25 protein-coding genes and 1 tRNA gene are annotated in these 24,946 nt (G+C 39.9%); 17 read left to right on the top strand and 9 right to left on the bottom strand.

Translation table 11 applies throughout. From position 1 onward, the window contains the following. Nucleotides 1–108 precede the first annotated feature (108 nt). The 4 genes from CLV99_RS10325 (at nt 109) to CLV99_RS10340 (ending at nt 3,669) form a co-directional block, all read left to right on the top strand. On the top strand, nt 109–1,143 hold the full coding sequence (locus tag CLV99_RS10325) for a quinone-dependent dihydroorotate dehydrogenase (protein ID WP_133584422.1): 1,035 nt from the start codon (nt 109–111) through the stop codon (nt 1,141–1,143). An 81-nt stretch (nt 1,144–1,224) separates the two neighbouring features. Continuing rightward, nucleotides 1,225–2,097 (top strand): OmpA family protein, encoded by an 873-nt coding sequence (locus CLV99_RS10330; protein ID WP_133584593.1) that lies wholly within the window; start codon nt 1,225–1,227, stop codon nt 2,095–2,097. Nucleotides 2,098–2,279: 182 nt separating this feature from the next. Further along, nucleotides 2,280–3,044: a hypothetical protein gene (locus CLV99_RS10335; RefSeq protein WP_133584423.1), complete on the top strand. Its 765-nt coding sequence runs from the start codon at nt 2,280–2,282 to the stop codon at nt 3,042–3,044. 10 nt (nt 3,045–3,054) lie between these two features. Next, nucleotides 3,055–3,669 (top strand): hypothetical protein, encoded by a 615-nt coding sequence (locus CLV99_RS10340; protein WP_133584424.1) that lies wholly within the window; start codon nt 3,055–3,057, stop codon nt 3,667–3,669. A 25-nt stretch (nt 3,670–3,694) separates the two neighbouring features. Here CLV99_RS10340 and CLV99_RS10345 read toward each other — a convergent pair whose 3' ends face one another. After that, a complete protein-coding gene (locus CLV99_RS10345) occupies nt 3,695–4,828 on the bottom strand; it encodes an acyloxyacyl hydrolase (protein ID WP_211348502.1) in 1,134 nt (377 codons plus the stop codon). A gap of 71 nt (nt 4,829–4,899) precedes the next feature. On the opposite strand from CLV99_RS10345, the gene CLV99_RS10350 reads away from it, so the two are divergent. The 12 genes from CLV99_RS10350 (at nt 4,900) to CLV99_RS10405 (ending at nt 17,734) form a co-directional block, all read left to right on the top strand. After that, entirely contained in the window at nt 4,900–5,814 is a 915-nt protein-coding gene (locus CLV99_RS10350) for an AEC family transporter (RefSeq protein ID WP_133584425.1), read from the top strand. Nucleotides 5,815–5,911: 97 nt separating this feature from the next. Then, the gene (locus CLV99_RS10355) at nt 5,912–6,877 is read left to right on the top strand and encodes a formylglycine-generating enzyme family protein (protein WP_133584426.1); all 966 of its coding nucleotides are present in this window, start codon (nt 5,912–5,914) and stop codon (nt 6,875–6,877) included. 34 nt (nt 6,878–6,911) lie between these two features. Then, nucleotides 6,912–8,225: a Gfo/Idh/MocA family protein gene (locus CLV99_RS10360; RefSeq protein ID WP_133584427.1), complete on the top strand. Its 1,314-nt coding sequence runs from the start codon at nt 6,912–6,914 to the stop codon at nt 8,223–8,225. Nucleotides 8,226–8,324: 99 nt separating this feature from the next. After that, nucleotides 8,325–9,269, top strand: coding sequence for an FAD:protein FMN transferase (locus CLV99_RS10365; protein WP_162850091.1), 945 nt, complete (start codon nt 8,325–8,327; stop codon nt 9,267–9,269). A 31-nt stretch (nt 9,270–9,300) separates the two neighbouring features. Beyond that, entirely contained in the window at nt 9,301–10,218 is a 918-nt protein-coding gene (locus CLV99_RS10370) for a hydroxypyruvate isomerase family protein (RefSeq protein WP_133584429.1), read from the top strand. A gap of 13 nt (nt 10,219–10,231) precedes the next feature. Beyond that, nucleotides 10,232–11,479: a nucleoside permease gene (locus CLV99_RS10375; protein WP_133584430.1), complete on the top strand. Its 1,248-nt coding sequence runs from the start codon at nt 10,232–10,234 to the stop codon at nt 11,477–11,479. Between the two features lie 45 nt (nt 11,480–11,524). Then, nucleotides 11,525–13,213 carry a GMC oxidoreductase gene (locus tag CLV99_RS10380; RefSeq protein ID WP_133584431.1) on the top strand — a complete coding sequence of 563 codons (1,689 nt, stop codon included), beginning with the start codon at nt 11,525–11,527 and terminating at the stop codon, nt 13,211–13,213. Between the two features lie 18 nt (nt 13,214–13,231). After that, nucleotides 13,232–14,656, top strand: a complete 1,425-nt coding sequence (locus CLV99_RS10385) for a Gfo/Idh/MocA family protein (RefSeq protein WP_133584432.1) — start codon at nt 13,232–13,234, stop codon at nt 14,654–14,656. 10 nt (nt 14,657–14,666) lie between these two features. Then, nucleotides 14,667–15,296 (top strand): gluconate 2-dehydrogenase subunit 3 family protein, encoded by a 630-nt coding sequence (locus tag CLV99_RS10390; protein WP_133584433.1) that lies wholly within the window; start codon nt 14,667–14,669, stop codon nt 15,294–15,296. Nucleotides 15,297–15,411: 115 nt separating this feature from the next. Next, nucleotides 15,412–15,975, top strand: coding sequence for a DUF1003 domain-containing protein (locus CLV99_RS10395; protein ID WP_133584434.1), 564 nt, complete (start codon nt 15,412–15,414; stop codon nt 15,973–15,975). 5 nt (nt 15,976–15,980) lie between these two features. Beyond that, entirely contained in the window at nt 15,981–17,027 is a 1,047-nt protein-coding gene (locus tag CLV99_RS10400; RefSeq protein ID WP_133584435.1) for a sensor histidine kinase, read from the top strand. 11 nt (nt 17,028–17,038) lie between these two features. After that, entirely contained in the window at nt 17,039–17,734 is a 696-nt protein-coding gene (locus CLV99_RS10405; protein WP_162850092.1) for a LytR/AlgR family response regulator transcription factor, read from the top strand. 3 nt (nt 17,735–17,737) lie between these two features. On the opposite strand, the gene CLV99_RS10410 is transcribed toward CLV99_RS10405, so the two are convergent. The 8 genes from CLV99_RS10410 to CLV99_RS10445 form a co-directional block, all read right to left on the bottom strand. Next, nucleotides 17,738–18,508 carry a phosphatase PAP2 family protein gene (locus tag CLV99_RS10410; protein WP_133584437.1) on the bottom strand — a complete coding sequence of 257 codons (771 nt, stop codon included), beginning with the start codon at nt 18,506–18,508 and terminating at the stop codon, nt 17,738–17,740. Between the two features lie 116 nt (nt 18,509–18,624). Further along, nucleotides 18,625–20,256, bottom strand: coding sequence for an ABC-F family ATP-binding cassette domain-containing protein (locus tag CLV99_RS10415; RefSeq protein WP_021070624.1), 1,632 nt, complete (start codon nt 20,254–20,256; stop codon nt 18,625–18,627). A gap of 108 nt (nt 20,257–20,364) precedes the next feature. Further along, nucleotides 20,365–20,979 (bottom strand): MarR family winged helix-turn-helix transcriptional regulator, encoded by a 615-nt coding sequence (locus tag CLV99_RS10420; protein WP_133584438.1) that lies wholly within the window; start codon nt 20,977–20,979, stop codon nt 20,365–20,367. A gap of 12 nt (nt 20,980–20,991) precedes the next feature. Further along, nucleotides 20,992–21,255 carry a DUF2024 family protein gene (locus CLV99_RS10425; protein WP_133584439.1) on the bottom strand — a complete coding sequence of 88 codons (264 nt, stop codon included), beginning with the start codon at nt 21,253–21,255 and terminating at the stop codon, nt 20,992–20,994. Between the two features lie 88 nt (nt 21,256–21,343). Beyond that, nucleotides 21,344–21,577: a thioredoxin domain-containing protein gene (locus CLV99_RS10430; RefSeq protein ID WP_133584440.1), complete on the bottom strand. Its 234-nt coding sequence runs from the start codon at nt 21,575–21,577 to the stop codon at nt 21,344–21,346. Nucleotides 21,578–21,725: 148 nt separating this feature from the next. Further along, complete coding sequence (locus CLV99_RS10435; protein ID WP_133584441.1) at nt 21,726–22,445, bottom strand: alanyl-tRNA editing protein; 720 nt, start codon at nt 22,443–22,445, stop codon at nt 21,726–21,728. Between the two features lie 83 nt (nt 22,446–22,528). Then, nucleotides 22,529–23,359, bottom strand: a complete 831-nt coding sequence (locus CLV99_RS10440; RefSeq protein ID WP_133584442.1) for a helix-turn-helix domain-containing protein — start codon at nt 23,357–23,359, stop codon at nt 22,529–22,531. A gap of 10 nt (nt 23,360–23,369) precedes the next feature. After that, entirely contained in the window at nt 23,370–24,398 is a 1,029-nt protein-coding gene (locus CLV99_RS10445) for a helix-turn-helix transcriptional regulator (protein WP_133584443.1), read from the bottom strand. A gap of 431 nt (nt 24,399–24,829) precedes the next feature. Between CLV99_RS10445 and CLV99_RS10450 the strand changes: the two genes are divergently transcribed. After that, a tRNA-OTHER gene (locus CLV99_RS10450) sits at nt 24,830–24,896 on the top strand. Nucleotides 24,897–24,946 lie beyond the last annotated feature (50 nt).

A 24,946-nucleotide genomic window follows, 5' to 3' on the forward strand; every position in this document is an offset into this window, starting at 1 on the left:
TTGCAAAAGTAGTGATTATTTCTGCTTCTTTTCTACCTTTGTGCAGATATGCTATAAGCATACCAGCCTTTTATCGGCTATATTATTTGCTATATTTTATTTGCTATTATGTATAAATTGGTAAAGCCTTTTTTCTTCTCTATGAATCCTGAAAAGGCACATCATACCGTCACGGGGGGGCTCAAAACATTCTCAAAGATTTGGGGTGCAAAGGCCTTGCTCAAGTCTATTTATAGTGTGTCCGATCCACGTTTGGAACGAGAAGTTTTTGGACTTAAGTTTAAGAATCCAGTGGGACTTGCAGCTGGTTTTGATAAAAATGCAGAATACATTGAGGATATGGCCAAATTTGGATTTGGTTTTATCGAGATTGGTACGGTAACGCCTAGGCCTCAGCCTGGGAACGATAAACCACGTATGTTTCGCTTGGTGAATGATGCTGCCTTAATCAACAGGATGGGCTTTAACAACCAAGGGGCGGATGTGGCTGCGGGACGATTAAAGCATCTTAAAGATAGAGAAGGGGTTATCATTGGTGGTAATATTGGGAAAAATAAGGTTACTCCAAACGAAGAGGCTGTAAATGATTATATCTATTGTTTTCACGCGCTGTACGAATATGTGGATTATTTTGTAGTAAATGTGAGTTCGCCGAATACTCCGGGATTACGAGATCTACAGGAGAAAGAACCGTTGATGCGAATTTTAGATACCTTACAACAGCTCAATTTGGAGAAACCGAAAGCAAAGCCAATTTTATTGAAGATTGCGCCGGACCTGACCGATAGCCAATTGGATGATATTGTAGAGATCGTTACAGAAACTAAGATCGCGGGGGTAATAGCGACGAATACAACAATTTCTAGAGAGGGACTTTGTAGTGCTTCTAGCTTGCTTAATGAAGCTGGAGGAGTAAGTGGTAAACCACTTACAAAGCGCTCTACCGAGGTGATACGTTATTTGTCTCAAAAGTCGAATAAAAGCTTTCCGATTATAGGTGTAGGGGGGATACATTCTGGACAGGATGCTGTAGAGAAGTTGGAAGCTGGGGCGGTATTGGTACAGGTATATACCGGTTTTATTTATGAAGGTCCTGGACTGGTCAGTGATATCTGTAAGTATATTCTTAAGAAAGAAAAGTAATTTTAAGTTTTTTAACTATTTGAGGTAAAAAATCAACGGTTTTATTTGTTACCTTGTATCCATCAAATTTATAATGATATGATGTATAAAAAGCGCCTTTTGCCAATTACGATTTTACTAGGTGGAATTGTAATGAGTAGCTGTGTGAGCAATAAGAAATATGTGGCCTTAGAAACCCAGCATAGAGATTTGGCTGAGTTGTATCAAAAAGGACAGATGGATCTCACAGAAAGCCGAGCGAAGATCAAAAGTTTGGAAGATCAGCTGGAATATGAGCGTAAGAATAATGCTTCACTTAGGGAGGCTTATGCTAAGCTACAGTCGACATTGGATAACAGTATTGCACAAAACTCTCAAGGAAATGTGAATATTTCTAAGTTGGTTGACGAGATTAATGCATCTAATAAGTATATACAACACTTAGTGAACACGAAAAATAAAAGTGATTCACTTAATATGGTGTTGACGAACAATCTAACGCGTTCTCTAAGTCGTGAAGAGCTTAAAGATGTGGATGTACAGGTGTTGAAAGGTGTGGTTTATATATCGTTGTCAGACAATATGTTGTATAAATCGGGTAGCTATGAGGTCTCTGACAAAGCTGGAGAGACATTGAGTAAGATTGCGAAGATTATCCAGGATTACAGAGATTATGATGTGTTGATCGAAGGTAATACCGATACGGACCCTATCTCTAAACCAAATATCAGGAACAACTGGGATTTGAGTACATTACGTGCTTCTTCTGTAGTACAGGCTTTACAGACAATGTACGGTGTGGATCCTAAACGATTGACTGCAGGCGGCCGTGGCGAGTACAATCCTATTGCAGATAATACTACAGCAAATGGGAAAGCTAGAAACAGACGTACGCAGATTATTATTACACCAAAATTAGATCAATTCATGGAATTGATTGATAAGGCTCCGGAGACGGAAGCACCTTCTATCTAATTTTTGGTATAGAGCAATATTGAGGTCCTTGAATTTTATTCAAGGACTTTTTTTTGGAAATATCTCTGTTTTGAGGTCCTGTGAGACCTTTAATTGCGGTCGGTGTGCCGAAGTCGTAATAAAAGTTTTGTCTGGTGCAAGGGTACGGCAGAGATTGGCATGATTGTTTGGGAGAAGCAAGTATGTTAAAGAATCATTATCTCGTCGCGTTTGTGGCTTTATCGGTTAGCTTTATTTTTGGAAGTTGTAGTTCAATATATATGCCCAATGTGCCTGCAACACCTATGTTTAGGCATCAAGGAGAGGGATACCTTTCTGGGCATGTGAATTTGAAGGGGAACGCATCAGGAACTGTGGCAGTGTCCCTTACCGATCATGTTGCTCTTTTGGGGAATGCTTCAACTGTAAATCATGGCCGTGAATCCAACACACATTTCAGACAATGGCTGGCAGAAGGTGCAGTTGGTTACTTTACAGAAATAGGAAAGTCCAAGAGGCAGATTTTGGAAATCTATGGAGGCTATGGCTTAGGAAATTCTCGAGAATTAGACCAGCGTGCTTCTATACGTGACTATGAAGTGGTTGGGAACCGTAAAATGGATTTTGATAAAATATTCCTACAGGTAAATTATTCATCAACTACAAAGGGTCGGTTAAACCTATTCGGTGGCAAGCGGGTCTTAAATTATGGGACTGCGATACGTGTCAGTCGGGTAGGGATGACTGATTTCTGGCTGGATGACGTACAGGCTGACAAGGAAGAAAATCTTTTTATTGAACCTGTTTTTTTTACCCGAATGGAGTTGTTGAAAGGGCTTCAGTTGCAGTATACGACAGGATTTAATATTGGTGTTGTAAATAATTCGTATCTCAAGGCAGGAAATTCTATTTTTACACTGGGTGTCGCTTATAATTTTGGCCGGGCAACGGGCAAAAAGAAAAAATAAAATGAACAAAATGAATAGATTAAAAGTTGCAGTATTACTGCTTTGTACTTGGTTTATGTCTAGCTGTGCTATAAATCAAAAGGCTCAGGTGGAGGCATTGAGTAAATTTAATTATGATGTAGAATCTGTAGACCAAATTCGATTGGCAGGCAGGGATATTGATTCTTACCAATCAGGGGGGAGTGCTTCGTTGGCTAGTCTACCAGGGATCGCGATGGCTTTATTGCGTCAGGATCTTCCACTGGAAGCTCGGGTAAATTTGAAGATCACTAACCCTACGTCTACGGTGACCAAGATTAACGAGTTTAAATATATTATTGAAATGGCTGGTAAACCACTTTTTGAAGGTGCTGTAGCAGAGAATATCAATCTTTCCAATGGACAAAGTATGGTGGTGCCGTTGACTTTTTCCGCTAATATTTTTGGTGTGGCCAAAGAGCAAGGTTTTGATAAGGTTCTTAATGATATCTTTACCAGAAAGAGTAATGGATTCTTTGCCTTGAAAATAAAGCCTTCTGTAAAAATTGGTGGTAAAAATTTCTTTTACCCTGGATATATCACGGTGGATAAAGATTTCGGAAAAAGTGTCTCTAAAGCTGTTGAAAAAGGATTGGGGCAATTGTAAAGCCTTACGGATGTTAGGCTATACATTACCGATTGAATGTATAGCCTAATGTCCATTCTATAAAATCAGCCTTACCTGTATGGGCTTTTATAGATATACCTGCGTTGAGGTTTTTGTAAACGTAATAGCGAACCCCTGCTCGTAAGAACACTCGTTTTATTTCTCCATTGAAGTATTGGTTGTGGATGTAGTAACCGACGTTTCCATTGAGTACCAGGTCTTTGTTTAGAACATGGACCAGGTAGAATGCTGGGCCTCCAGATAGTTTTGCACTAAGCTTTCCTGTTTTATCTTCTGCGATTTCTTCGTTGTTTCCGGAAGCAGAGTAGAATATATCCATCCCTCCACCGAGCCGCCATTTCTGACTCACGTGCTTACTGGCGTAAAGGCTTAATGTTGTCTTAAGGAACTTACGGTCCATATCACGAGCCACTTGTTTTAAACCTGCTCCAAAATTTATGTGATAGAATATATTATCTGGATAGGACTCTATGCTTGTAGTGTCTTTCTTGTATGTTCTGCCATCAGGCTGATAAGTGATAGAGGCTGTTACAGGGACGAGATTTACACCTTTATTTGGGAGTTTAAGGGCTCCATTGGAAAAATGGTGAAATGCAAGACCTAGGCCTGCTTTGAACTTTGAGGATAGTCTGTACTGTGTGCGTATACCAAAGTCTATGTATACATTGTTTTTGGTTGCAATTGCTAGGTTTAAGGGATTTTTGTCCTCGTCATAAGGTTTGAAGTTGCCGGAGAGCCCTAGCCCAATGCGGTAGTCGAAAGACCATTTTTCGTTGTCGATGTTGCCGAACGGGGTCTGTACGAAACCATATATTGCGTAAGGGCTTCCAACGATGTCATTGTTGAAGGTACTCGAGTAGAATCCTATTCCATAAATCGGGTTATTGTACAATTTAAAGTATTTATCGCTCTTGGTATTCATTTTCCAGCCTACCTTAAGGTTGAACGCATTGTAATAGGCATCTTTGAATGTGGTGTTTTTTAGCTCACCTGTTGCTAAAATACCACCATTTTCTATTTCTGCCTCTAATATTAAGGAGTTCTTAATATGGGTATTTGTCAAGGTATCTGTTGAGGCTCGTGTAAAACCTATTTGTAGTGACACACCTAAGAGTAGTAGGATGAATTTAGTTTTCAAGATAATGGATAATTAAATATCAAGTTATAAATTTGGGCAAAAATATTAAATTATAACTAATCTTGAGCCTGATGGTTAACTTTTTCATTATCATTGTTTGTCTACTGATCGGATATTTGTTTCGTTTTTTCAAATTAGCGAGCAAAGACAGTTATAAAATTGTTAACAATTGGGTTATTTATGTAGGATTACCATCGATTGCTCTTTTGTATATTCCCAAAATTGATTGGACGTTAGCTTATCTTTTTACGGGTTTGTTACCTTTTTTTATATTCGGACTTTCTTATGTTTTTTTTCGGTTGATTCAACCTCTACTAGGTTTTTCTGCTAGAACACTGACGACATTGATTATTGTTTCTGGTCTGAGTAACACGTCGTTTGTGGGGTTTCCGCTTATCATTAGTTTTTTTGAAGCAGAACAGTTAAAAGTTGGAATTGTAAGCGATCAGGCGACTTTTTTTGTTCTTTCTTCTTTTGGTGTTCTGTTGGCGGCTGGCTCGAAGCGAAATAGGCTCCATGCAAGGCAGAAACTTAAACTTGTAGGGCGTCGTATACTTACTTTTCCTCCATTTATTGCGGTTGTCTTGGCATTGTGTTTTCAATATTTTCTCCGGACTGCTTACTTCGACGATTTTTTTTCCAGCCTTGCCGCTACCGTGAGCCCCTTGGCTTTGTTTTCTATAGGTTTGCAGTTGCACTTTCATCATATTAAAAAGGAGATGAAAGCCATTAGTGCTTCGCTGTTCTATAAGCTGTTGTTGGCTCCTGCTTGTGCATTACTATTTGGTGTTTTTTTGGGGTGGAAAGGAATGTTTTTTCAAGTGTCGGTTTTTGAGATGGCGATGCCTAGTTTGGTAGCCTCTAGTATGGTGATTCAAAACTTTGGTCTCAACTCTAAATTGGCGAATACTATTATTGGCTTGAGTATATTGTTCGGGTTGATGCTTGCTTTTTTGTGGCATAGTGTAATTATTACACTTCTGTAACATAAATGTTATATACAATTGGGTCTATAATTTGATTTTACTTTTACCTTTATTAAAACATTAAAGGCAATTAGCTTATAAACCCGTTGTGAGATACATGAAGAGACTTTTTTTTTCGTTATTGATATTGAGCGTCAGTTCTATAAAGGCTCAGGATAAACCATTTAAGAAATACATTCAGGAAATTAAAGGCACTTCTTTGTCCTTTTCTATGGAAGCTATTCCTGGGGGCAAGTTCAGTATGGGAAGTAACTCCGGTGAATCGGATGAATCTCCGGTGCACGATGTTAAATTGGCTCCGTATTGGATGAGTACGTTTGAGGTGACCTGGGATCTTTATGAACCATTTTTATACAAAGATTTTGAACTTTCAAAGCAGAAGGAAGGTGAGATCCCCTCAGTAGTTGATGCGGTGACTAGACCGACTAAGCCATATTTAGATATGACTTTTGGTATGGGCAAGGAGGGGCATCCTGCTCTGGCTATGACTCATTATAATGCGATTCAGTTTTGCAAGTGGTTGTATGTCCGAACGGGGGTGTTCTATCGTCTACCTACGGAGGCAGAATGGGAGTTTGCTTGTCGTGCTGGCTCAAATGATGCTTACTTCTTCGGGAATCAAGCGGATTTATTGGGAGACTATGCGTGGTATGGTGCCAATAGTGATAAGCGTACACATAAGGTAGGTGAAAAGAAACCCAATGCGTACGGTTTGTATGATATGCTCGGGAATGTGTCTGAATGGACGTATGATCAATATGTGCCTGATTTTTATACTCAGTTTAAGGACAAATTAGGAGATAACCCAGTGGCTGAGCCAACTGAATTATATGCTCATGTGGTGCGCGGTGGAGCTTTCGATAGTGAAGCGAAAGCTTTGCGTTCGTCGGCTAGATCTGCATCGGATCCTGTTTGGAAACAGTTGGATCCTCAGATGCCGAAATCGAACTGGTGGTTTCCAGAGGCTCCTTTTGTGGGGATGCGATTGGTGAGACCAGTGAAAGCACCTTCTCATGAAGAAGCTATGGCATATTATGATAAAGCTCCGATAGAAGATTTTTAATATTTTTATTTACCAGTTATAAATAGTTAAAACTATGAATAGTTTCAATAGGAGAGATTTTATAAAGTCTACTTCAATCATTGCGGGAGGCGCTGCCATGAGTGCAGCTCCCTTTAGCTCTGTATTTGCGGCAGGGACTGATGTTATCAAGGTAGCATTAATTGGTTGTGGAGGTCGAGGAACCGGTGCAGCTGTCGATGCATTAGAGTCTGGTCAGAATATCAAAATTGTAGCTATGGCGGACACATTTCAGGATAACCTGGATTCCGCTTATACCAATTTACAGAAGAAATATGCGGCTAAAATGGATATTCCTGAGAGTCGTAAGTATGTTGGATTTGATGCTTATAAAGCAGCTATTAAAGATGCTGATGTGGTGATTTTGACGACTCCTCCGGGATTCCGTCCGATGCATTTTGAAGAGGCAATAAAGGCAGGTAAGCACGTGTTTATGGAGAAACCTGTTGCTGTAGACATTCCTGGTATCCGTAAGGTACTCGAAGTTGCTGCTGAAGCAAAGCGTAAAAAATTAAATGTTGTAGTGGGGCTGCAGCGTCGCTATCAGACAAATTATCGTGAAGCTATAAAGCGCATTCAAGACGGTGCTATCGGTGATGTGGTAGCTGGCCAGGTCTATTGGAATAGTGGCGGTGTGTGGGTTCGTCCGCGTAAGCCAACACAGACGGAGATGGAATACCAAATGCGAAACTGGTATTATTTTAACTGGTTGTGTGGAGATCATATTGTAGAGCAGCACGTACATAATATTGATATCGCAAATTGGGTGAAGGGTAAGTATCCAGTATCTATTGAAGGGACGGGATCGCAAGCACATCGTACAGGTAAAGATTATGGTGAAATCTACGATAACTTTGCTATTGAAATGACATATGATGATGGTTCTGTCGTGTATAGCCAATGTCGCCACTATGAAGGTACGCATAACCGTGTGGATGAAACTTTCCAAGGAACCAAGGGGAGAGTTTATTTATCAGCAGGTAACCAGGCTGTGTTATGGGATGCCAAAGGGAATGAAATATATCGTCACGATGCTAAAGGAAATCCTAATCCTTACCGTCAAGAGCATGTTGAATTATTTGCAGCTATTGCTAATGGCGAATACAAATTTGATAATGCGGAGTACGGGGCCTACAGTACTTTGACAGGTATTATTGGTCGTTTAGCATGTTATACTGGAAAAGTGATTAAATGGGATCAGGCTATTCAGTCTAATATCAATATTATGCCGGAGCGTTACGCTTGGGATGCTCTTCCAAAGCCTCTTCCTGATGAAAATGGTTTATACCCGGTTGCCGTACCTGGAATTAACACACAGATCTATATATAGGCTATTATAATGGTTCTTTTAAATATCCACAGACTACTATTGTGTTTTTCAACGTACGATTATGTCCGTGGATATTTTTTTTCTATAATTTTTTTTGCGTTGGGGTGTTGCGCTTATGGACAACATCCCTATGCTTTATCGGGTAAGGCACAAGGAACTACCTATCAAATTAAATATTATTCGGATAAGGAGAAAGTTCTTAAAAGTGAAGTAGATAGTGTACTGGGTGTAATTGACCGATCTATGTCTTTGTACGATATGTCTTCTACAATTTGTCAGTTTAACAATCCAGATACCTCGCAGGTTATTATGGATAGGCATATGAAAAAAGTAATAGATGCTAGTATGAAGACTTATAAAGAAACTTCCGGCTATTTTGATATTACGGTGTATCCATTGGTTAAGCTTTGGGGATTTGGTGCAAGTGGAGCTCGGACAGTGCCGAGTCTTAGGGAGGTCGATAGTGTAAAGCAGATTATCGGTATGAACAAACTGCGTATTAAAGGTAACTGCCTGATGAAACTTGAACGGAATGTGTCAATTGATTTAAATGGTATTGCGCAGGGATACTCTGTGGATGTGCTTGCTGAACATCTAAAAAGTAGGGGGGTGAAAAACTTCTTGGTAGAGCTTGGAGGGGAGATTCGATCGGTTGGAAGTAAGCCAGATGGACCTTTTGTGGTGGAGTTGTATAGACCAACACATATTGCCAAAGGGGAGATGCTGCGGGTGAAGATGAGCAACAATGCTATTACCAGTTCGGGAGTCTACGAACAACAACGCAAAGTAAATGGGAAGATGATATCTCATCATATGAATCCATTGACGGGACAACCTTTACAAAGTAGTATCGTAAGTGCTACGGTAATTGCAAAGACAGCGATGGAGGCTGATGCACTGGATAATTATTTTATGAGTTTAACACCGAAGGAAGCTATTCGCTTTGCTAATAAGCGCAAGGGGATAGAGGTGTATATTGTTTATTTTGAGGATAATACTTTCAAAGAGTTGCAAAGCTCGGGATTTAATAGCTATATTTATTAAGTAATCAACGCATAAACCTATTAATAAAATAATGAAGAGATCTGATTTTATAAAAAACTCAGGATTGCTATTTGGCAGTAGTTTGTTGGCCCCAGCGGTCTCTCAGGCTACTGTGAAGGAGAAAGATACAAAGTTGGGTGATCCATTTCGCCTTGATTATGGCCCACACCAGGGCATGTTTAGCGCTAGTGCCGGTAAGAATTTTCTAGATGAGATAAAATACATGCACGACTTAGGTTTTCGGAGTATTGAAGATAATGGAATGCCTGGACGAACTGTCGACGAACAAAGGAAAGTAGGAGAGCTACTGGCCAAGTTAGGGATGCGTATGGGCGTGTTTGTAGTACCTAAAGGTGGCAACGGAGCAAATACACTTGCCGCTGGCAAACAGGAGCACATCGATATTTTTCTTAAAGGTTGCCGGGATTCTATTGAAGTCGCGAAACGAGTGAATGCAAAATGGATTACGGTTGTTCCTGGAGATTATGAGCGACGTCTTCCAATCGGTGTGCAGACTGCCAATGTAATTGAGGGACTGAAGCGTGGCGCTGAGTTACTAGAACCTCATGGTATTACAATGGTTTTGGAACCACTAAGTGATACGCCTGATTTGTTTCTGCGATTTACAGACCAAGCTTATGAAATATGTAAAGCGGTAAATAGTCCATCATGTAAGATACTATACGATGCTTACCACCAGCAGAAGAATGAAGGTAATCTGATCAATTTTATGGATCAATGCTGGAGTGAGATTGCTTATGTCCAAGTTGGTGATAATCCTGGACGTAAAGAACCAACAACAGGAGAGATAAATTATAAGAACGTATTTAAATGGCTTCATAACAAAGGCTACAAAGGTATAGTGGGGATGGAGCACGGCATGTCCAAAGGCGGAAAAGAAGGGGAAGATGCTTTGGTCAAAGCCTACAGAGAAGTCGATAATTTCTAATCAATTTAAACTTATGAATTCAACTACGAGAGTCAAACTATCGTTTATGATGTTCCTTGAATTTTTTATTTGGGGATCTTGGTTTGTTACATTGGGAACATTCCTTATCAAAAACTTAAGCGCAGGCCAATTCGAAATCGCAAATGTGTTTTCGACACAGTCCCTTGGTGCTATCATCGCTCCATTTATTATCGGAATGATAGCGGATCGTTATTTTAATGCAGAACGGATACTAGGTGTTTTACATTTAGTCGGTGCTATCTTGATGTATCAAATGTATCAAGCTCCTGATGTGGCCGTATTCTACCCTTATGTATTGTCGTATATGATTCTGTATATGCCTACTTTGTCTTTGGTGAATTCTGTATCATTTAGACAGTTGTCTAACCCCGAGAAGCAATTCTCTGGAATTCGTATTTGGGGAACTATTGGTTGGATTGTCGCTGGATTATCAATAAGTTATTTGTTTAAGTGGGATGGTGCTGAAGCCTCTGCGCAGGGAGCTTTGAAAAATACATTCTTGATGGCTGGTGTCGCTTCTCTGGTGCTAGGATTGTTTTCTTTTGTTCTGCCTAAAACACCTCCGGTTAAAGTATCTGCAGAGGAAAAGCCTTCATTTGCTTCAATTATTGGATTGGATGCAATTAAGTTATTAAAAGATAAGAATTTCTTGATTTTCTTTGTTTCCTCGATCTTGATTTGTATCCCCCTTGCTTTTTATTATCAAAATGCAAACCCTTTTTTAGATCAAATCGGTTTGGAAAACCCAACAGGGAAGATGACTATTGGTCAAATTTCAGAAGTTGGATTTCTTCTGCTTTTACCGTTGTTCTTTACCCGTTTTGGATTCAAAAAGACCATTTTGGTGGGGATGTTAGCATGGGCGGTTCGCTATTTGCTTTTTGCCTACGGAAATGCGGGAGATCTTTCGTTTATGTTGATCTTAGGTATTGCTTTGCACGGTATCTGTTATGATTTCTTTTTTGTTTCGGGACAGATCTATACTGATAGTAAAGCTGGAGAAAAATATAAAAGTGCTGCACAAGGTTTGATTACCTTGGCTACTTATGGTGTCGGACAATTAATCGGATTTTGGGTAGCTGGATATGTTGGTGAAATGTACAAAGATCTCCAAGAATCTAATGTCGCTGCATTTTGGCAACAGACTTGGATTATTCCTGCAGGCATTGCATTGGTGGTAATGGTGATTTTCATGCTGCTCTTTAAAGATGAGAAGGTCGGAACGGCAGCTAAAGTTTAGTTAAGTAAAAAGAGAGAGTTTGTTAAATAAAAAATATTTAAAGTCATGGTAGAAAACAATACATATGATGCAATTGTAATAGGTTCAGGTATAAGTGGAGGTTGGGCAGCAAAGGAACTGACAGAGAAAGGACTGAAAACAATCATGCTGGAACGGGGGCGTAATATTGAACATATTAAGGACTATACCTCGCCAAATAAACATCCGTGGGAGTTCCCACATGCAGGTGGGCGAACTCAGGAAATGATTGCTGATTATCCGGTGTTGAAACGCGATTATCCGTTGAATGAGAAAAATCTTGATTATTGGGTGAATGAAAAAGAGAGTCCTTATACTGAAATCAAGCGTTTCGATTGGTATAGAGGTTATCATGTGGGTGGACGTTCGTTGATGTGGGGTAGACAGTCTTACCGTCTTGGTGACTTGGATTTTGAAGCGAATTTGAAGGATGGGCATGGTGTAGATTGGCCGATACGTTATAAGGATATTGCGCCTTGGTATAGTTATGCAGAGAAGTTTGCTGGTATATCTGGGAATCGCGATGGAGTAGCCTCTCTTCCCGATGGTGATTATATGCCCGCGATGCCTTTCAATATTGTTGAGAAAGATCTGGCAGCTCGTCTACAAAAGGAATATGGTGGTAAGCGTCATTTTCTAATGGGTCGTACGGCAAACATTACTGTTCCTCATGAAGGGCGTGTCAATTGTCAATATCAAAACCAATGTTGGTTGGGATGTAACTTTGGTGCATATTTCAGTACGCAATCAGCAACATTGCCTGCGGCTGTTAAAACAGGTAATCTTACGTTAAGACCTTTTTCTATTGTTACTAAGATAATATACGATAAGGATACGAAAAAAGCTAAAGGGGTTGAAATCTTAGATGCAGAGACAAATCAAACGTATGAGTATTATGCGAAGATTGTTTTTGTATGTGCTTCGGCTATGAATTCTACCTGGGTGTTGATGAATTCGGCTACCGACGTTTGGGAAGGTGGGTTAGGTAGTAGTAGTGGTGAGTTGGGGCATAACTTGATGGATCATCATTTCCGTTGTGGTGCAGGAGGTACTGTGGAAGGGTATGAAGACAAATATATCTTTGGAAGACGCCCTACGGGGTTGTACGTCCCACGTTTTGTGAATGTGGAAGGAGATACCAAGCAGCGTGAGTATGTGCGTGGATTTGGCTATCAAGGGGCAGCCGGTAGAGGACGTTTTTCGGGCTCTGTAGAAGAAGAGGCTGTAGGTGGAGCATGGAAAGATGCTATTTGCGAACCTGGGTCTTGGTATGCAAGTTTCGGTGCTTTTGGTGAGATGCTCCCTTATCACGAAAATCATATCAAATTGGATAAGAATAGTAAGGATAAATGGGGGTTGCCTACACTGGCTATTGATGCGGAGATCAAAGACAATGAGATCAAGATGCGTGGAGATATGCAGAACGAGATGAAGGAAATGTTGGAGAGCATTGGTGTGAAGGACGTGAATACCTATGACAATGTATATGGCCTTGGACAGGGTATCCATGAAATGGGAACTGCCCGTATGGGAAGAGACCCGAAGACATCTGTACTAAACGGAAATAACCAAGTTTGGGATGCGCTGAACGTATTTGTTACAGATGGTGCGGCGATGACCTCTGCTGGCTGTGTGAATCCATCTTTGACGTATATGGCTTTGACAGCGCGTGCAGTAGATTTTGCCGTAGGCGAACTTAAAAAAGGGAATTTATAATATTAATAGGACTCTGTTATGAACAACGAAAGTAGAAGAGATTTTATTAAAAAGGCTGCAATAGCAGCTGCCGGTGTTACTATTGTACCCCGACACGTACTCGGTGGACCAGGGTTTCGTGCACCTAGCGATATGTTGCAAGTTGCTTCTATTGGTGTAGGTGGTATGGGAGGTTCGGATGTAAACAAAATTTTTGAAAGTAAAAAGGCGAATATTGCCTATCTCTGTGATGTAGATAAGGCAAGAGCGAAAGGGTCTGTAGAAAAATTTCCTAATGCTAAATTTTACACTGATTTTAGGGAAATGTTAGATAAGGAAGCGCAGCATATTGATGCTGTATCTATATCTACACCTGATCATAACCATGCTATACAGGCATTGGCGGCAATGGAGCTAGGTAAGCATGTGTATGTGCAAAAGCCATTGGCTCATGACGTGTGGGAAGCACGGGCGCTAACTCATGCAGCGAAGCGCTATAAAGTGGTAACGCAGATGGGAAATCAAGGTGCTTCTGGTGATGGTGTGCGGCAGATGCGGGAATGGATTGATGCAGGGCTGATTGGTGATTTGGTGGAGGTTTATGCATGGACGGATCGGCCGGTATGGCCTCAAGGGATTGCTTGGCCTGCTCAGAAAGCAGCAGTTCCATCGACCCTGGATTGGGATAAGTGGTTGGGGACGGCTCCTTACACAGATTACTTTGATAAATTGGTGCCTTTCAATTGGAGAGGTTGGTGGCCTTACGGCACTGGTGCACTTGGAGATATGGGCTGTCATAACCTAGAAGCTCCGTTTAGTATCTATGGATTACAATATGTGAAAGATGTACAGGCGAGTGTGGGCTCTGTATATGTCGATGAGTTCAAACGCGGATATTTTCCGGAATCTTGTCCTCCATCGAGTTCAGTAACTATGACTTTTCCAAAGACAGCAAAGACGAAAGGGGATGTAAAGGTGCATTGGATGGATGGTGGTATACAGCCACCTCGCCCGGATGAATTAGGAGCAAATGAGAAGTTTGGTGACGGAGGAAATGGTATTCTTATTATCGGAAAAAAAGGCAAGGTCTTAGCGGATACCTATGCGGCTAATCCTCGGTTGTTGCCTACTGATAGGCCTCATAAAAAAGTCGCTGAAAAATATGCAAGGGTACAGGGGGGAGCAAATGGACATTGGGCGCAGTGGGTGGAAGGTTGTTTGGCAGGGTATGGTAATATGGAGATGTCTTCACCATTTGAAATTGCAGGACCTTTGACAGAAGCTCTATTGATGGCAAACTTGGCTATCCGTGGCGCTGATTTAAAAATTGATAATAAATATCCTGGTCGGAGCCTAAAGTTACTTTGGGATAACGAAAATATGCGCGTAACAAACTTTGAAGAAGCAAATCAATTTGTTAAACGTACCTATAGACCAGGTTGGGAAGTAAACTATACATTTTAAATAGATAAAGATGAATAGAAGAGAAGCAATACAACGTGTGGCCATGATTTTGGGTGGTTCCGTAATTGGTGCTAACCTATTTTTGGAAGGTTGTACACGGCCTGCGTCTAAAGACGTTGCAGGACTATTTGAGAAAGATATTATTGAACGATTAGGTGATTTGGCTGATGCTATTTTGCCTCCTACGGGAACGCCAGGTGCTAAGGAAGCCGGTGTTGGTAGTTTTATTCCGGTTATGGTAAGGGATTGCTACACGGAGAAACAGCAGAAGGTGTTTTTAGAAGGTTTTGCCTCTTTGGATGCAAAAGCGAAAGAGATAAAAGGTAAACCTTTTGGTGAGCTTCCTATTGAAGACCGTACAGCAGTAGCAGCAGCACTTGATAAAGAAGCTGGTGAGTTCAATAAGAAACAGGCTGAAGAGCAAAAGGAAATCCGTGAGAAAAATAAGGTGAAACAAAATGAGCTTTACCATTCGGAAGAGAATGATCCTTCACATTGGTTTACCATGTTCAAGCAATTGACGCTTACTGGATTCTTTAATTCGGAATTAGGTTGTACGAAAGCACTTCGTTATGTGAAAGTGCCTGGTCGATATGATGGCGACTTCCCATACAAAAAGGGGGATAAGGCATTTGCTTAACCGCATAGTATAGGTTAAAAAATCGGGTAGTGTAATTGAAGCGCTACCCGATTTTTTTATTATGTTAGTTGGGGCTAAATCCCTAACTTTAATTCAAAACTATATAAAGCTATCCATGAGCAATCGTAAGCAAATTGATGCAATCGTTGAGAAAAATAATGACAATATGCGAAAGCTTCATGACATCGTCAAACAGACTATGGAAGAGGAAGCGCTTATTGTAGATCGTTTGGTGCATCCACCTAAGGAGATTTTGAGTAGGGGGCAGCGTATATCAGATAGGGTTGCGCAGTTTGGCGGAAGTTGGCGTTTTATAATTATTTTTATCGTTATTCTACTGGTGTGGATCGCCTTTAATACACTGGCCCTAAAAAGTGAACAGTTTGATCCTTATCCCTTTATTCTGATGAATCTTGTACTTTCCTGTGTTGCGGCTTTGCAAGCACCAATTATTATGATGAGCCAGAATAGACAAGAGGAAAAGGATCGAATGCGTGGCGAAAATGACTACTTGGTGAATCTAAAAGCTGAACTCGAAATACGAAGTCTTCATCAAAAGATGGATATTTTGCTTGAAGAACAGATTAAAGGTCTGTATGAAACTCAACAGGAACAGTATAAGTTGATTAAAGAGCTGTACCATAAAATTGAAAAATTAGAGCGCAAACTGCCTGGTTAAGGACTATGATAACTGAACGACTTAGACATTTTAATGCCCTGTTTTGTTTGTTGTGGTTGATCATAACTACCGTAATCTGGACAGTAAGTGATTATCAGCAACATGACCTGTTTTCGAAAACCATCTCTGTGATGGTACCACTCGGTGCGCTTATCCTATCCACATATATTCTTTGTAACCTGCTACTCCCTCAAGCTGTTGGTAAAAATAGAGGGTATTGGACTGTGCTTGTATTGGTAAGCGTGGCTTTGGTACAAGGTGTTTTATTGTACCTCTGTGAAGAGTTGCTTTTTTTTTTAGGACAGAGGGGCTTTATCGTATTGGATAGTGAACCTCGGGATACCTTTTGGCTTTCTATTATTAATGCAACTCCAATCGCGTTGTTATTGAATTTGGGCTTTGGAGGATTACGTTTTTTCTATGAACATGCTAAGCTCTCTGAAAAACATCATGTTCTACAGAAAAATCTTTTGGAAAGTCAGGTTGCGGCATTACAGGCACAGATTAATCCCCATTTCATGTTTAATGTATTGAATCATATTCATATATTGATGCAGAGCAATGTTGCAAAATCCTCCACTTTGTTGTTGAAATACGCGGATATGTTGAGGTATCAACTTTATGAAGGGAATAAGGATTCGACCTATTTAAAAACTGAAATAGCATTTATAGATAATTTTATTGAGATAGAACGGGTCCGTTGGGATGATCGATTGGTTATTGATACATTCTGGGATATTGAAGATGTACAGGTTCGTACATCACCATTGTTGTTTTTTACCCTATTGGAAAATGCGTTCAAATATGTGTCGCGTCCAGAGGATAGTAAGGGATTTGTAAAGGCCGAAATGGAGCAGAAAGAGAATCGTGTTGTTTTTGTTGTAGAGAATTCGGTTTCGAAAAGTCATCTTGTTGAAAAAAATGAGGGGAATTCTGGATTGGGCTTGTCCAATCTTCGAAAAAGATTGGATCTTTTATACACAGATAGGTATAAGTTGGACATTGTACACAGCGCTGAGTCGTATAGGGCTAGATTGTTGATTTATGTGTAGTTTTGATGACGATGGATATACTAACTTGTCTCATAGTTGATGATGAACCTCTAGCAGTGGAGGGAATGCGTTTTTATCTGGAACAGATTGATGGAGTTATTGTTGCAGATCATTGTTACTCAGCTTTGGAGGCCCGCAAAAAGCTGAGAGATGCTCCAGTTGATTTGATTTTTTTAGATATCAATATGCCAGGTATTTCTGGATTAGAACTATTAGAATGCTTGGAAAATCCTCCTATGGCAATTTTAACAACAGCGTATTCTGAGTACGCTTTGGAAGGGTATCGGTTGGATGTCGTTGATTATTTGCTCAAACCGATAGCCTTACCTCGATTGTTACGCGCTGTAGAGAAGGCTCAGGTGAAGAAAAGTCAAATTGGACAGTCGGAACTAGCCAAAAATGAGTTATATATCAAACATGAGGATTGTTATGTACGAATAGAACCTCAGGAGATTGTTTTTGTAGAGGCTATGCAAAATTATGTACGGATACATACTGTTAAAGGAACTTATGTATCCCATCAGACTTTAAGCGCTCTGATTGAAAAGTTGGGGAATAAGTCTTTTTACCAAATCCATAAATCTTTTCTAGTGAATACAACATGTATTGATAGTATCAAAGGTAATCGAGTTATCGTTAATGGTCAGGAACTGCCATTGTCTAAACATCGAAAAGAAGATTTCTTTAAGAAGATTGTGAATATCTAAATATTAGAAATGAATGGTTGCCTTTAGCATAGTGCTATGATGAGATAGTTCTGGCGTGATGTTGATATGTCTACGATCCTTAGATGGGTTTAATATATTTTTTATTTTTGGAGTAAGTAAATAGCTTAATTCTGTTGATAGGATACCAAATCCTGCTCCCGCAACAACATCGCTGAACCAATGTTTATTGTTAATAATACGCAATGCACCGGTTCCAGCAGCGATAAGATACCCTGATGAAGCAATCCATATATTTTCGTCTTTATATTCCTTAAAAAGCATATGTGCGCCTAGGAAGGCTGTCGCAGTATGACCGGATGGAAAAGATTTTGAATTAGAATCATCTGGACGCATAACTCCAACGCTACTTTTTAGGGTATGCACACTTAATAGCGTTAATAGTGCCGCCGTGCTTAAGAACTGCGTGCGGTCGACGATATTGTGTTTTGCTTGTAGTCCAGTGAAATCCAAAGCATATACGGCAAGTATTGGTGTGTACTGCATGAAATCATCAATACGGGTACCTTTTGGGGATATTCTGTTGGCATATGCTTTCGTGTCTCTATCTAGGTGTTGCAAGCTAAGAATGCCCTGTCGCGCTACACCATAACCAATCAAGCCTCCAGCCATTAAAAAAGGTTGATAGCGTGTTGGAGATGTTGCTTTTAGTTGAAGAGGATTTACGGGGTTTGTTGTGCTATCAGCCTTTAACTGGAATATAAAGAGGCAAAACAATAGTATATAGAAGAGTATAAGCTGAATTAATTTGTACATTATCTTTGCGTTTTTTTGCAAAGATGTATACCATTAAGGCTGGCCTAAAAAAAGTTTGACCACTGTATCAAGCATGTTGATAAGTGGTCAAATATGAAGGATGAACGGAAATAGGTTTAACGCTCTATGTCCTTTAAACTGTTCATTTTTTTATATTCCAAGAATCCTTTTATATCTTCAAAGTGCTCACGGACACGTTTGTTTCCAAATTCAAATACTTTGGTCGCTAGTCCGTCGAGGAAATCTCTATCGTGGGACACTAAAATAAGGGTGCCATCAAAATCTTGAAGTGCGTCTTTGATAATATCTTTGGTCTTCATATCCAAATGGTTGGTAGGCTCATCGAGAATCAGTACGTTGACAGGCTCCAAAAGGAGTTTAATCATAGCTAGCCTGGTTTTTTCACCGCCTGATAGGACTTTTACTTTTTTAGTGGTATCATCGCCGCTAAACATAAAAGCACCCAACATATCCTTGATCTTGACACGAACGTCGCCTACAGCAATCTGATCAATGGTTTCAAACACGGTCAACTCTTCGTCTAGAAGGGCCGCTTGGTTTTGTGCAAAATACCCTATTTTGGCGTTATGACCTACTTTTAAGCTTCCTTCAAAGTCTATTTCTCCCATGATGGCTTTGATCATGGTTGATTTTCCTTCACCATTTTTACCAACGAAAGCAACTTTCTCTCCACGTTCTATTACCATCGCTGCTTTTTCAAATACGACATGGTCGCCATACTTTTTAGTAAGCTCCTCTACCATCACAGGATATTGGCCTGAACGAGGCGACGGTGGGAATTTTAATCGTAAAGCTGATGTATCGACTTCGTCTATCTCGATTATTTCTAGTTTTTCCAACATTTTGACACGAGACTGTACCTGTAAGGTTTTGGAATAAGTGCCTCTAAAGCGGTCGATAAATTCTTGGTTGTCCGCTATAAACCTTTGCTGTTCTTCGTATGCTTTTAGCTGATGTAAACGACGGTCTTTACGTAGCTCTAGGTAATGACTGTATTTTGCTTTGTAATCGTAGATACGTCCCATTGTTACTTCGATGGTACGGTTGGTGATATTGTCTACGAACGCTCTATCGTGGGAGATAACAATGACGGCTTTGGCCGAATTGATTAAAAAATCTTCTAACCATTGGATACTCTCGATATCCATGTGGTTGGTTGGCTCATCGAGAAGGATTAAGTCTGGTTTTTTTAACAAAATTTTGGCTAACTCGATTCGCATGCGCCATCCTCCAGAGAACTCTGAGGTCTGACGTGTAAAATCCGTACGTTCGAAGCCTAATCCTTTGAGTACTTTTTCAACTTCAGCGTCGTAATTGGTTTCTTCGATAGAATAGAACTTTTCACTGAGTTCGGACACACGCTCGATTAGCTTCATGTAATCGTCCGTTTCATAATCGGTACGTACGTTTAGCTGCTCATTCAACGCTTCTAATTCATCACGCATCTGATAGACTTCTTCAAAGGCTTTTGAGGTCTCTTCGAAGACGGTCATATTGTCCTGCGTTAACAAATGCTGTGGCAAGTAGGCGATGACAGCATCTTTCGGCCCTGATACGTTGCCGTTTGTGGGTTTGCCAGCACCGGCAATGATTTTTAATAAAGTGGACTTGCCAGCACCATTCTTGCCCATAAGGGCTATTTTATCATTTTCATTGATAGAAAAAGATACATCGCTAAAAAGAGTTGTCCCTCCAAATGATACGGAGACATTATTTACGTTGATCACGATACGCCTATGTTAAAATAAGTTGCAAAGATAGTATTTAGAAGTTAGATGTCGGATATCAGATTTGAGATATCCGTCAACGGTAGAATCTATTGATTACCTTTTACCTCAAAAGGCTTTGGCTTGATGTTCTGGGCAGTCTATACGAAGATCTGTGGTAGCTAGTTTTTGATTTAACAATCGGCAAAAATGAAGTGTTCCATCATCAGAAGATTGGTAATAGGAACAGCTGATACACATTCTCTGAACACTTATTATTCCGGATTGATTGAGATGAGTGACAATTTCTAGAAGGCTGGATAATAGTATTTCTTTACTCGTATCGTTTAAATTATGGATAGGTGTTCTTATTTCTTCTGTAAATAAGGAGGTCTGTTGAGCGACTTCTCTTCCTCTGTCTGTTAGATGGATGGTGTAACTTCTTGTATCCTGTTCCTCATATTCCTTGGCAATGAGCTCTTTTTGCTCTAATGTTTTGACGGTCTCGCTGATCGTTGCCTTGGTCATGTTGAATTCTTCAGCGAGGTAACTTACTTTCCGATTTTCGGTATCGTGGTGAAGTAGAAAAATTAAGAGCTGTATTTGAGTAGGCGTCAGAGGAAATTCTTTGCTCTGACGCCACAGTAGTACACGAAAAGATTGGGTTATTCTTTCCAATGAAGCTACAATTTTGCTTTCTATATTGCTGTTCTGTTGTTCCAGATCAAAATCGGATCTGTTCATGTTGTCTGCTGCTTATTTACAGTTTTCCATTTCATAGATGAAAACTCCTTTTTCTTTTATTTCATTTTGCCACTCGGTTCGGACCTGTTCTACATGGCAGAATTGGCATTCATGTGATGTCAGAGGTTGCCCTTCCTGGTTTTTACTTTTAAGGTAATCTCTTCCATAATTGTAAATTACAGCAGCATCAGTTATTGCTGCAGGTACAATAATGTCAAAGTGCATAATTGTACCGTCCTTTTTTGTTACGTAGGTATCCCAAACAGCTACTTGCATTTTTATTGATTTTAATAATTGTGTGATTCTATTTTAATACTAAAAATGCCCCACAAAGATAGTTATCCTATCTAAGTGGGGCAAGCTTTTAACCTTTTACATCTGAAATCGATGCGCCAAAGTTGATGTGTAGTACATTTCCTTGCGGTGTTACTAAAGCGGGTACAGACTTTACGCCAGCTTTCTCTGCTTCTTCTATCCGGTCTCTGACTTCACCAATGTGTACGACTTCTACGTTGTCGATTCCTACAAGGTTGACGATGTCGTGCTCTGCGCTAACGCATACGGGACATCCTGCGTGGTAAAAAATTGATTTTGACATGTTCACTAAATTTTAATTCTGTCTCTGAGGCAATATTGCCATATTCAAAAGTAGTTAGGATTCCTAACTAAATCAAGGAGCAGTCTTCTATTTGCTACTGGTCTACCGTTGTTTTTTAATTCTGTACCATCTCGAGCGGCTTGTTGTTTTAAAAGCCGTATTTTACTTTAAGTATATTTTTCTTTGTGTTTACTTTTAAAACTCTTATTCCATGAAGCTCTGCCGTATCGGTAGCATGAGTGCCTCCACAAGCATAATTCAGGTAGTTGCCTATTTTTACAAGTCTAATGCTTGTATCCGCCTGGGGGGTGAAGTGAGAAGTTCTAAAGGAGTCTTTGTATTCGGAAGAGGCTGTTGAAACTATTTTGGAATGAATTGGGATCTTTTGGCGGATAAAGGTATCTAAGATGCTGTTGATGTCTTCTATATCAATGTTCTGGACTGTATTTGCTGTGTCAAACTCTATTGCGCTATTACTAGGATAGTGTGAACCTTTGATAGGGGTAAGATTGAGTTTAAGCTCTTCATATATTATCGAGGTGATAAGATGCCCGGCGGTGTGTAGTTGTGAATTTACTGCTCGCTTGATGGGATCAATTTTAAGGGTAATAATTGCATTGTCTTCTATTTCCTGCCTATCGATGTAGATTTTTAGACTATTGGAGTGAAAAGCCCCTTTGATTATCGGGATTGTTGTATTACCAATGGTTATCTCTGCGGTGTCACTTTCTTGTCCGCCTCCACCCGGAAAATAACAGGATTCCTGAGGTATGATAAAGAATCCATTATCATCCGTGCCATAATCTAGGATCTGTGTTTGGTTTAGCGTAGTCTTAGGACTGTGGTAGTATATCAAGTGCGTTTCCATATTTTGTTTTTTGTATTTGACAGGTGTAAAACTGCTGTATTTAAAGGAAACAAAATAGGAGGTTCATAACATCTGGTAATTGGTTAACATTTAAGGTCTTTCATTGCTCCTTTTCTATAGTGTCCAGGAGTGATTCCATAGTGATTTTTGAATGCTTTGATAAAGTGGCTTTCATCCGAAAAGCCGCATTGGTAAGCGATGCCTGCGTTGGAGAGGTCTCCCTTTTCGAGAAGTTCTCTGCTACGCTCAATCTTTCGTCTGCGGATCAATCGACTAAGGTCTTCACCAAAATAGCGGGGGAAGGTCCGTGAAAGATGAACCGCTGAGATTCCTATTTGCTCGGCCAATTGCTGTAAGTCTAATTGGTTAAAGTCGTAAGAATCAGATATGATTTCTTGGAGTCTATTGACCCATTTGGGAGGATGTCCTAAAGTGATTTTTTGTGCATCGCGTTGTAATAGCGCAAAAGCCTGTAGCAACATGCCTTCAATTGCTATGGGAGTGACGGCATCTTGTACATTGAGTTCTTTGTATATATTTTGGAATAGGGATTTAATCTCGGGATGATGTATGTTTATGTTACCCTCTATGATATTGGGATCTAACTCTTTTTCATGAAACCATTTCTTTTCAATCTCGATATGAAAATAATTGACACCTTCTGAGATGCTCTCATTGTAGTGGGGTTCTTGCCAATTGTGATAGAGCAGTGTATTGCGCGAACATTGTATTTTCTCTTTTTTATTGACCTCAATAAAACTTCCTTTGACGCTATAAAGGAAATAAGCGTTCTCATGATAATGCCAAGGCACGTGGGAATTAGGGGCTATTATTGCTTCGCTTATAATTAGATTGTTGAATTGAATCTTTCTTTTGCTTTCTCCGAAATGTTCGCCTAATGTCAATGATTTCATGTTTTTAGCTTTAAATATCGTTTTCTTCGGTATACTGTTGTAACATCTTACGTGTTCTGCGTTTGATACGATCGACTAAGTTTTTGGGCGCCAATACTTTCATAGATTCTCCAAAACCTAATATTTCGCGTTCTAATTCGAAATTCAATACCACATCGAGTCGTATCAATACTGTACCATCAGCTTTGGTCTCCAATAGTTGTTGGGAGGGGTGTAGCGGTTTCGTTATGACATAAGGAGCATTTTTGGAATCGACACGTAATATGACACGATGCCCCCTGTCTTTTTCTGATCTTGTGACACCGATTGTATCTGCATAATAACGTTCGAAATCTATACCATTGTAGGGCACATATCCTGATTTTTCCATCTCGTTCAAGTCTTCTATACGGTCTAGTGCTAGTGTAATGAGTGTATTTCCTTTTTTTGGTTTACATAGGACAAACCACCTATTTCGATATTCCTTGAGTAGATAAGGATAGTATACAGTTTCTTGTTCGGTTTTTGATTTAAAAGATTTATAGCTTATGAGTAGGGGGATCTGTTCACGTATGGCTTTGTGTATAGGGGTAATCCAGTTTAATCCTTTTAATAGATTGTTGCTTTCCAGTTGGATATGGGAAGGGGATTTGTCGGTTTGCTTGGATAGGCTATTTTCTAAGCGTACAATCATGTCGCTCATTTCTTCAAAATAGGAAAAACCATTGAGGTACTTTAGAATGTCTACAGCATCTTTCATTTTAGATAGATCACGGTCGGAGAGAGGCGAATTACTGATGGAATAGTTGGGAACGTCGTAGGTGTAAAATTTACGGTTGAGAACGACAATGGGTGCATTATATCCCAGTTTATTGCTTCGCATCAATTGTATATCTCCCTGTATGGTTCTTTTGCTCACCCCACTGTGTATACCTTCAAACTCATAAAGTCCATCGGAAACCCGTTCTATCAAGTCTTCTAGCGTCCATTTGCGGTGGGTCTGTCGAAGACAGTCATCAATGATTTTGTATCGAATAAGCGCGAGTTTATTAGCTGCCATAAGGTGTGGTAAGAGAAATATGTACAGTGTAAATATAGTGTATTTATTTTACTACGCATTCTATTTGCGTAATACTATCCTTTTCTTTTCTTCTTGTTTTTTATAGTATTTGATAAACAGCTTTTTATGTTATTTTTTAAAATATTTTTTAATACGCATAACTGTTGCGTAGTAGAGGCTGCACCTTTGTAATGTCGGTAACGACGATTGTTCTTTGATTAAAAATAGCGTCAAGCTTTAAGATATGTGCATAAAGCACAAAGAAGCCTTTAATATCGTATAGGCTGCCCTGGTCTCCTGTTTCTGAATAGCAGGATAGTGTTGGTTCAATAGAATACAATATACTGGCAAAGTATACGGCTTAGGGGGAGGAGTTGCGCATTGCGCAACTACAACGTTGTATGTCGCAGGTTCGAATCCTGCTTCCGATTCGTCGGAATAGTTCAGCCTGGTAGAACAGCAACTCATCAAACGTGGGTTCGAATCCCACTTCTGCGGAAGTAGAATAGCATAGTGGTCGAATGCACAGAATTTAGGGATTCTGCTTT

Source organism: Sphingobacterium yanglingense (assembly GCF_004363245.1).
Lineage (GTDB): Bacteria > Bacteroidota > Bacteroidia > Sphingobacteriales > Sphingobacteriaceae > Sphingobacterium > Sphingobacterium yanglingense.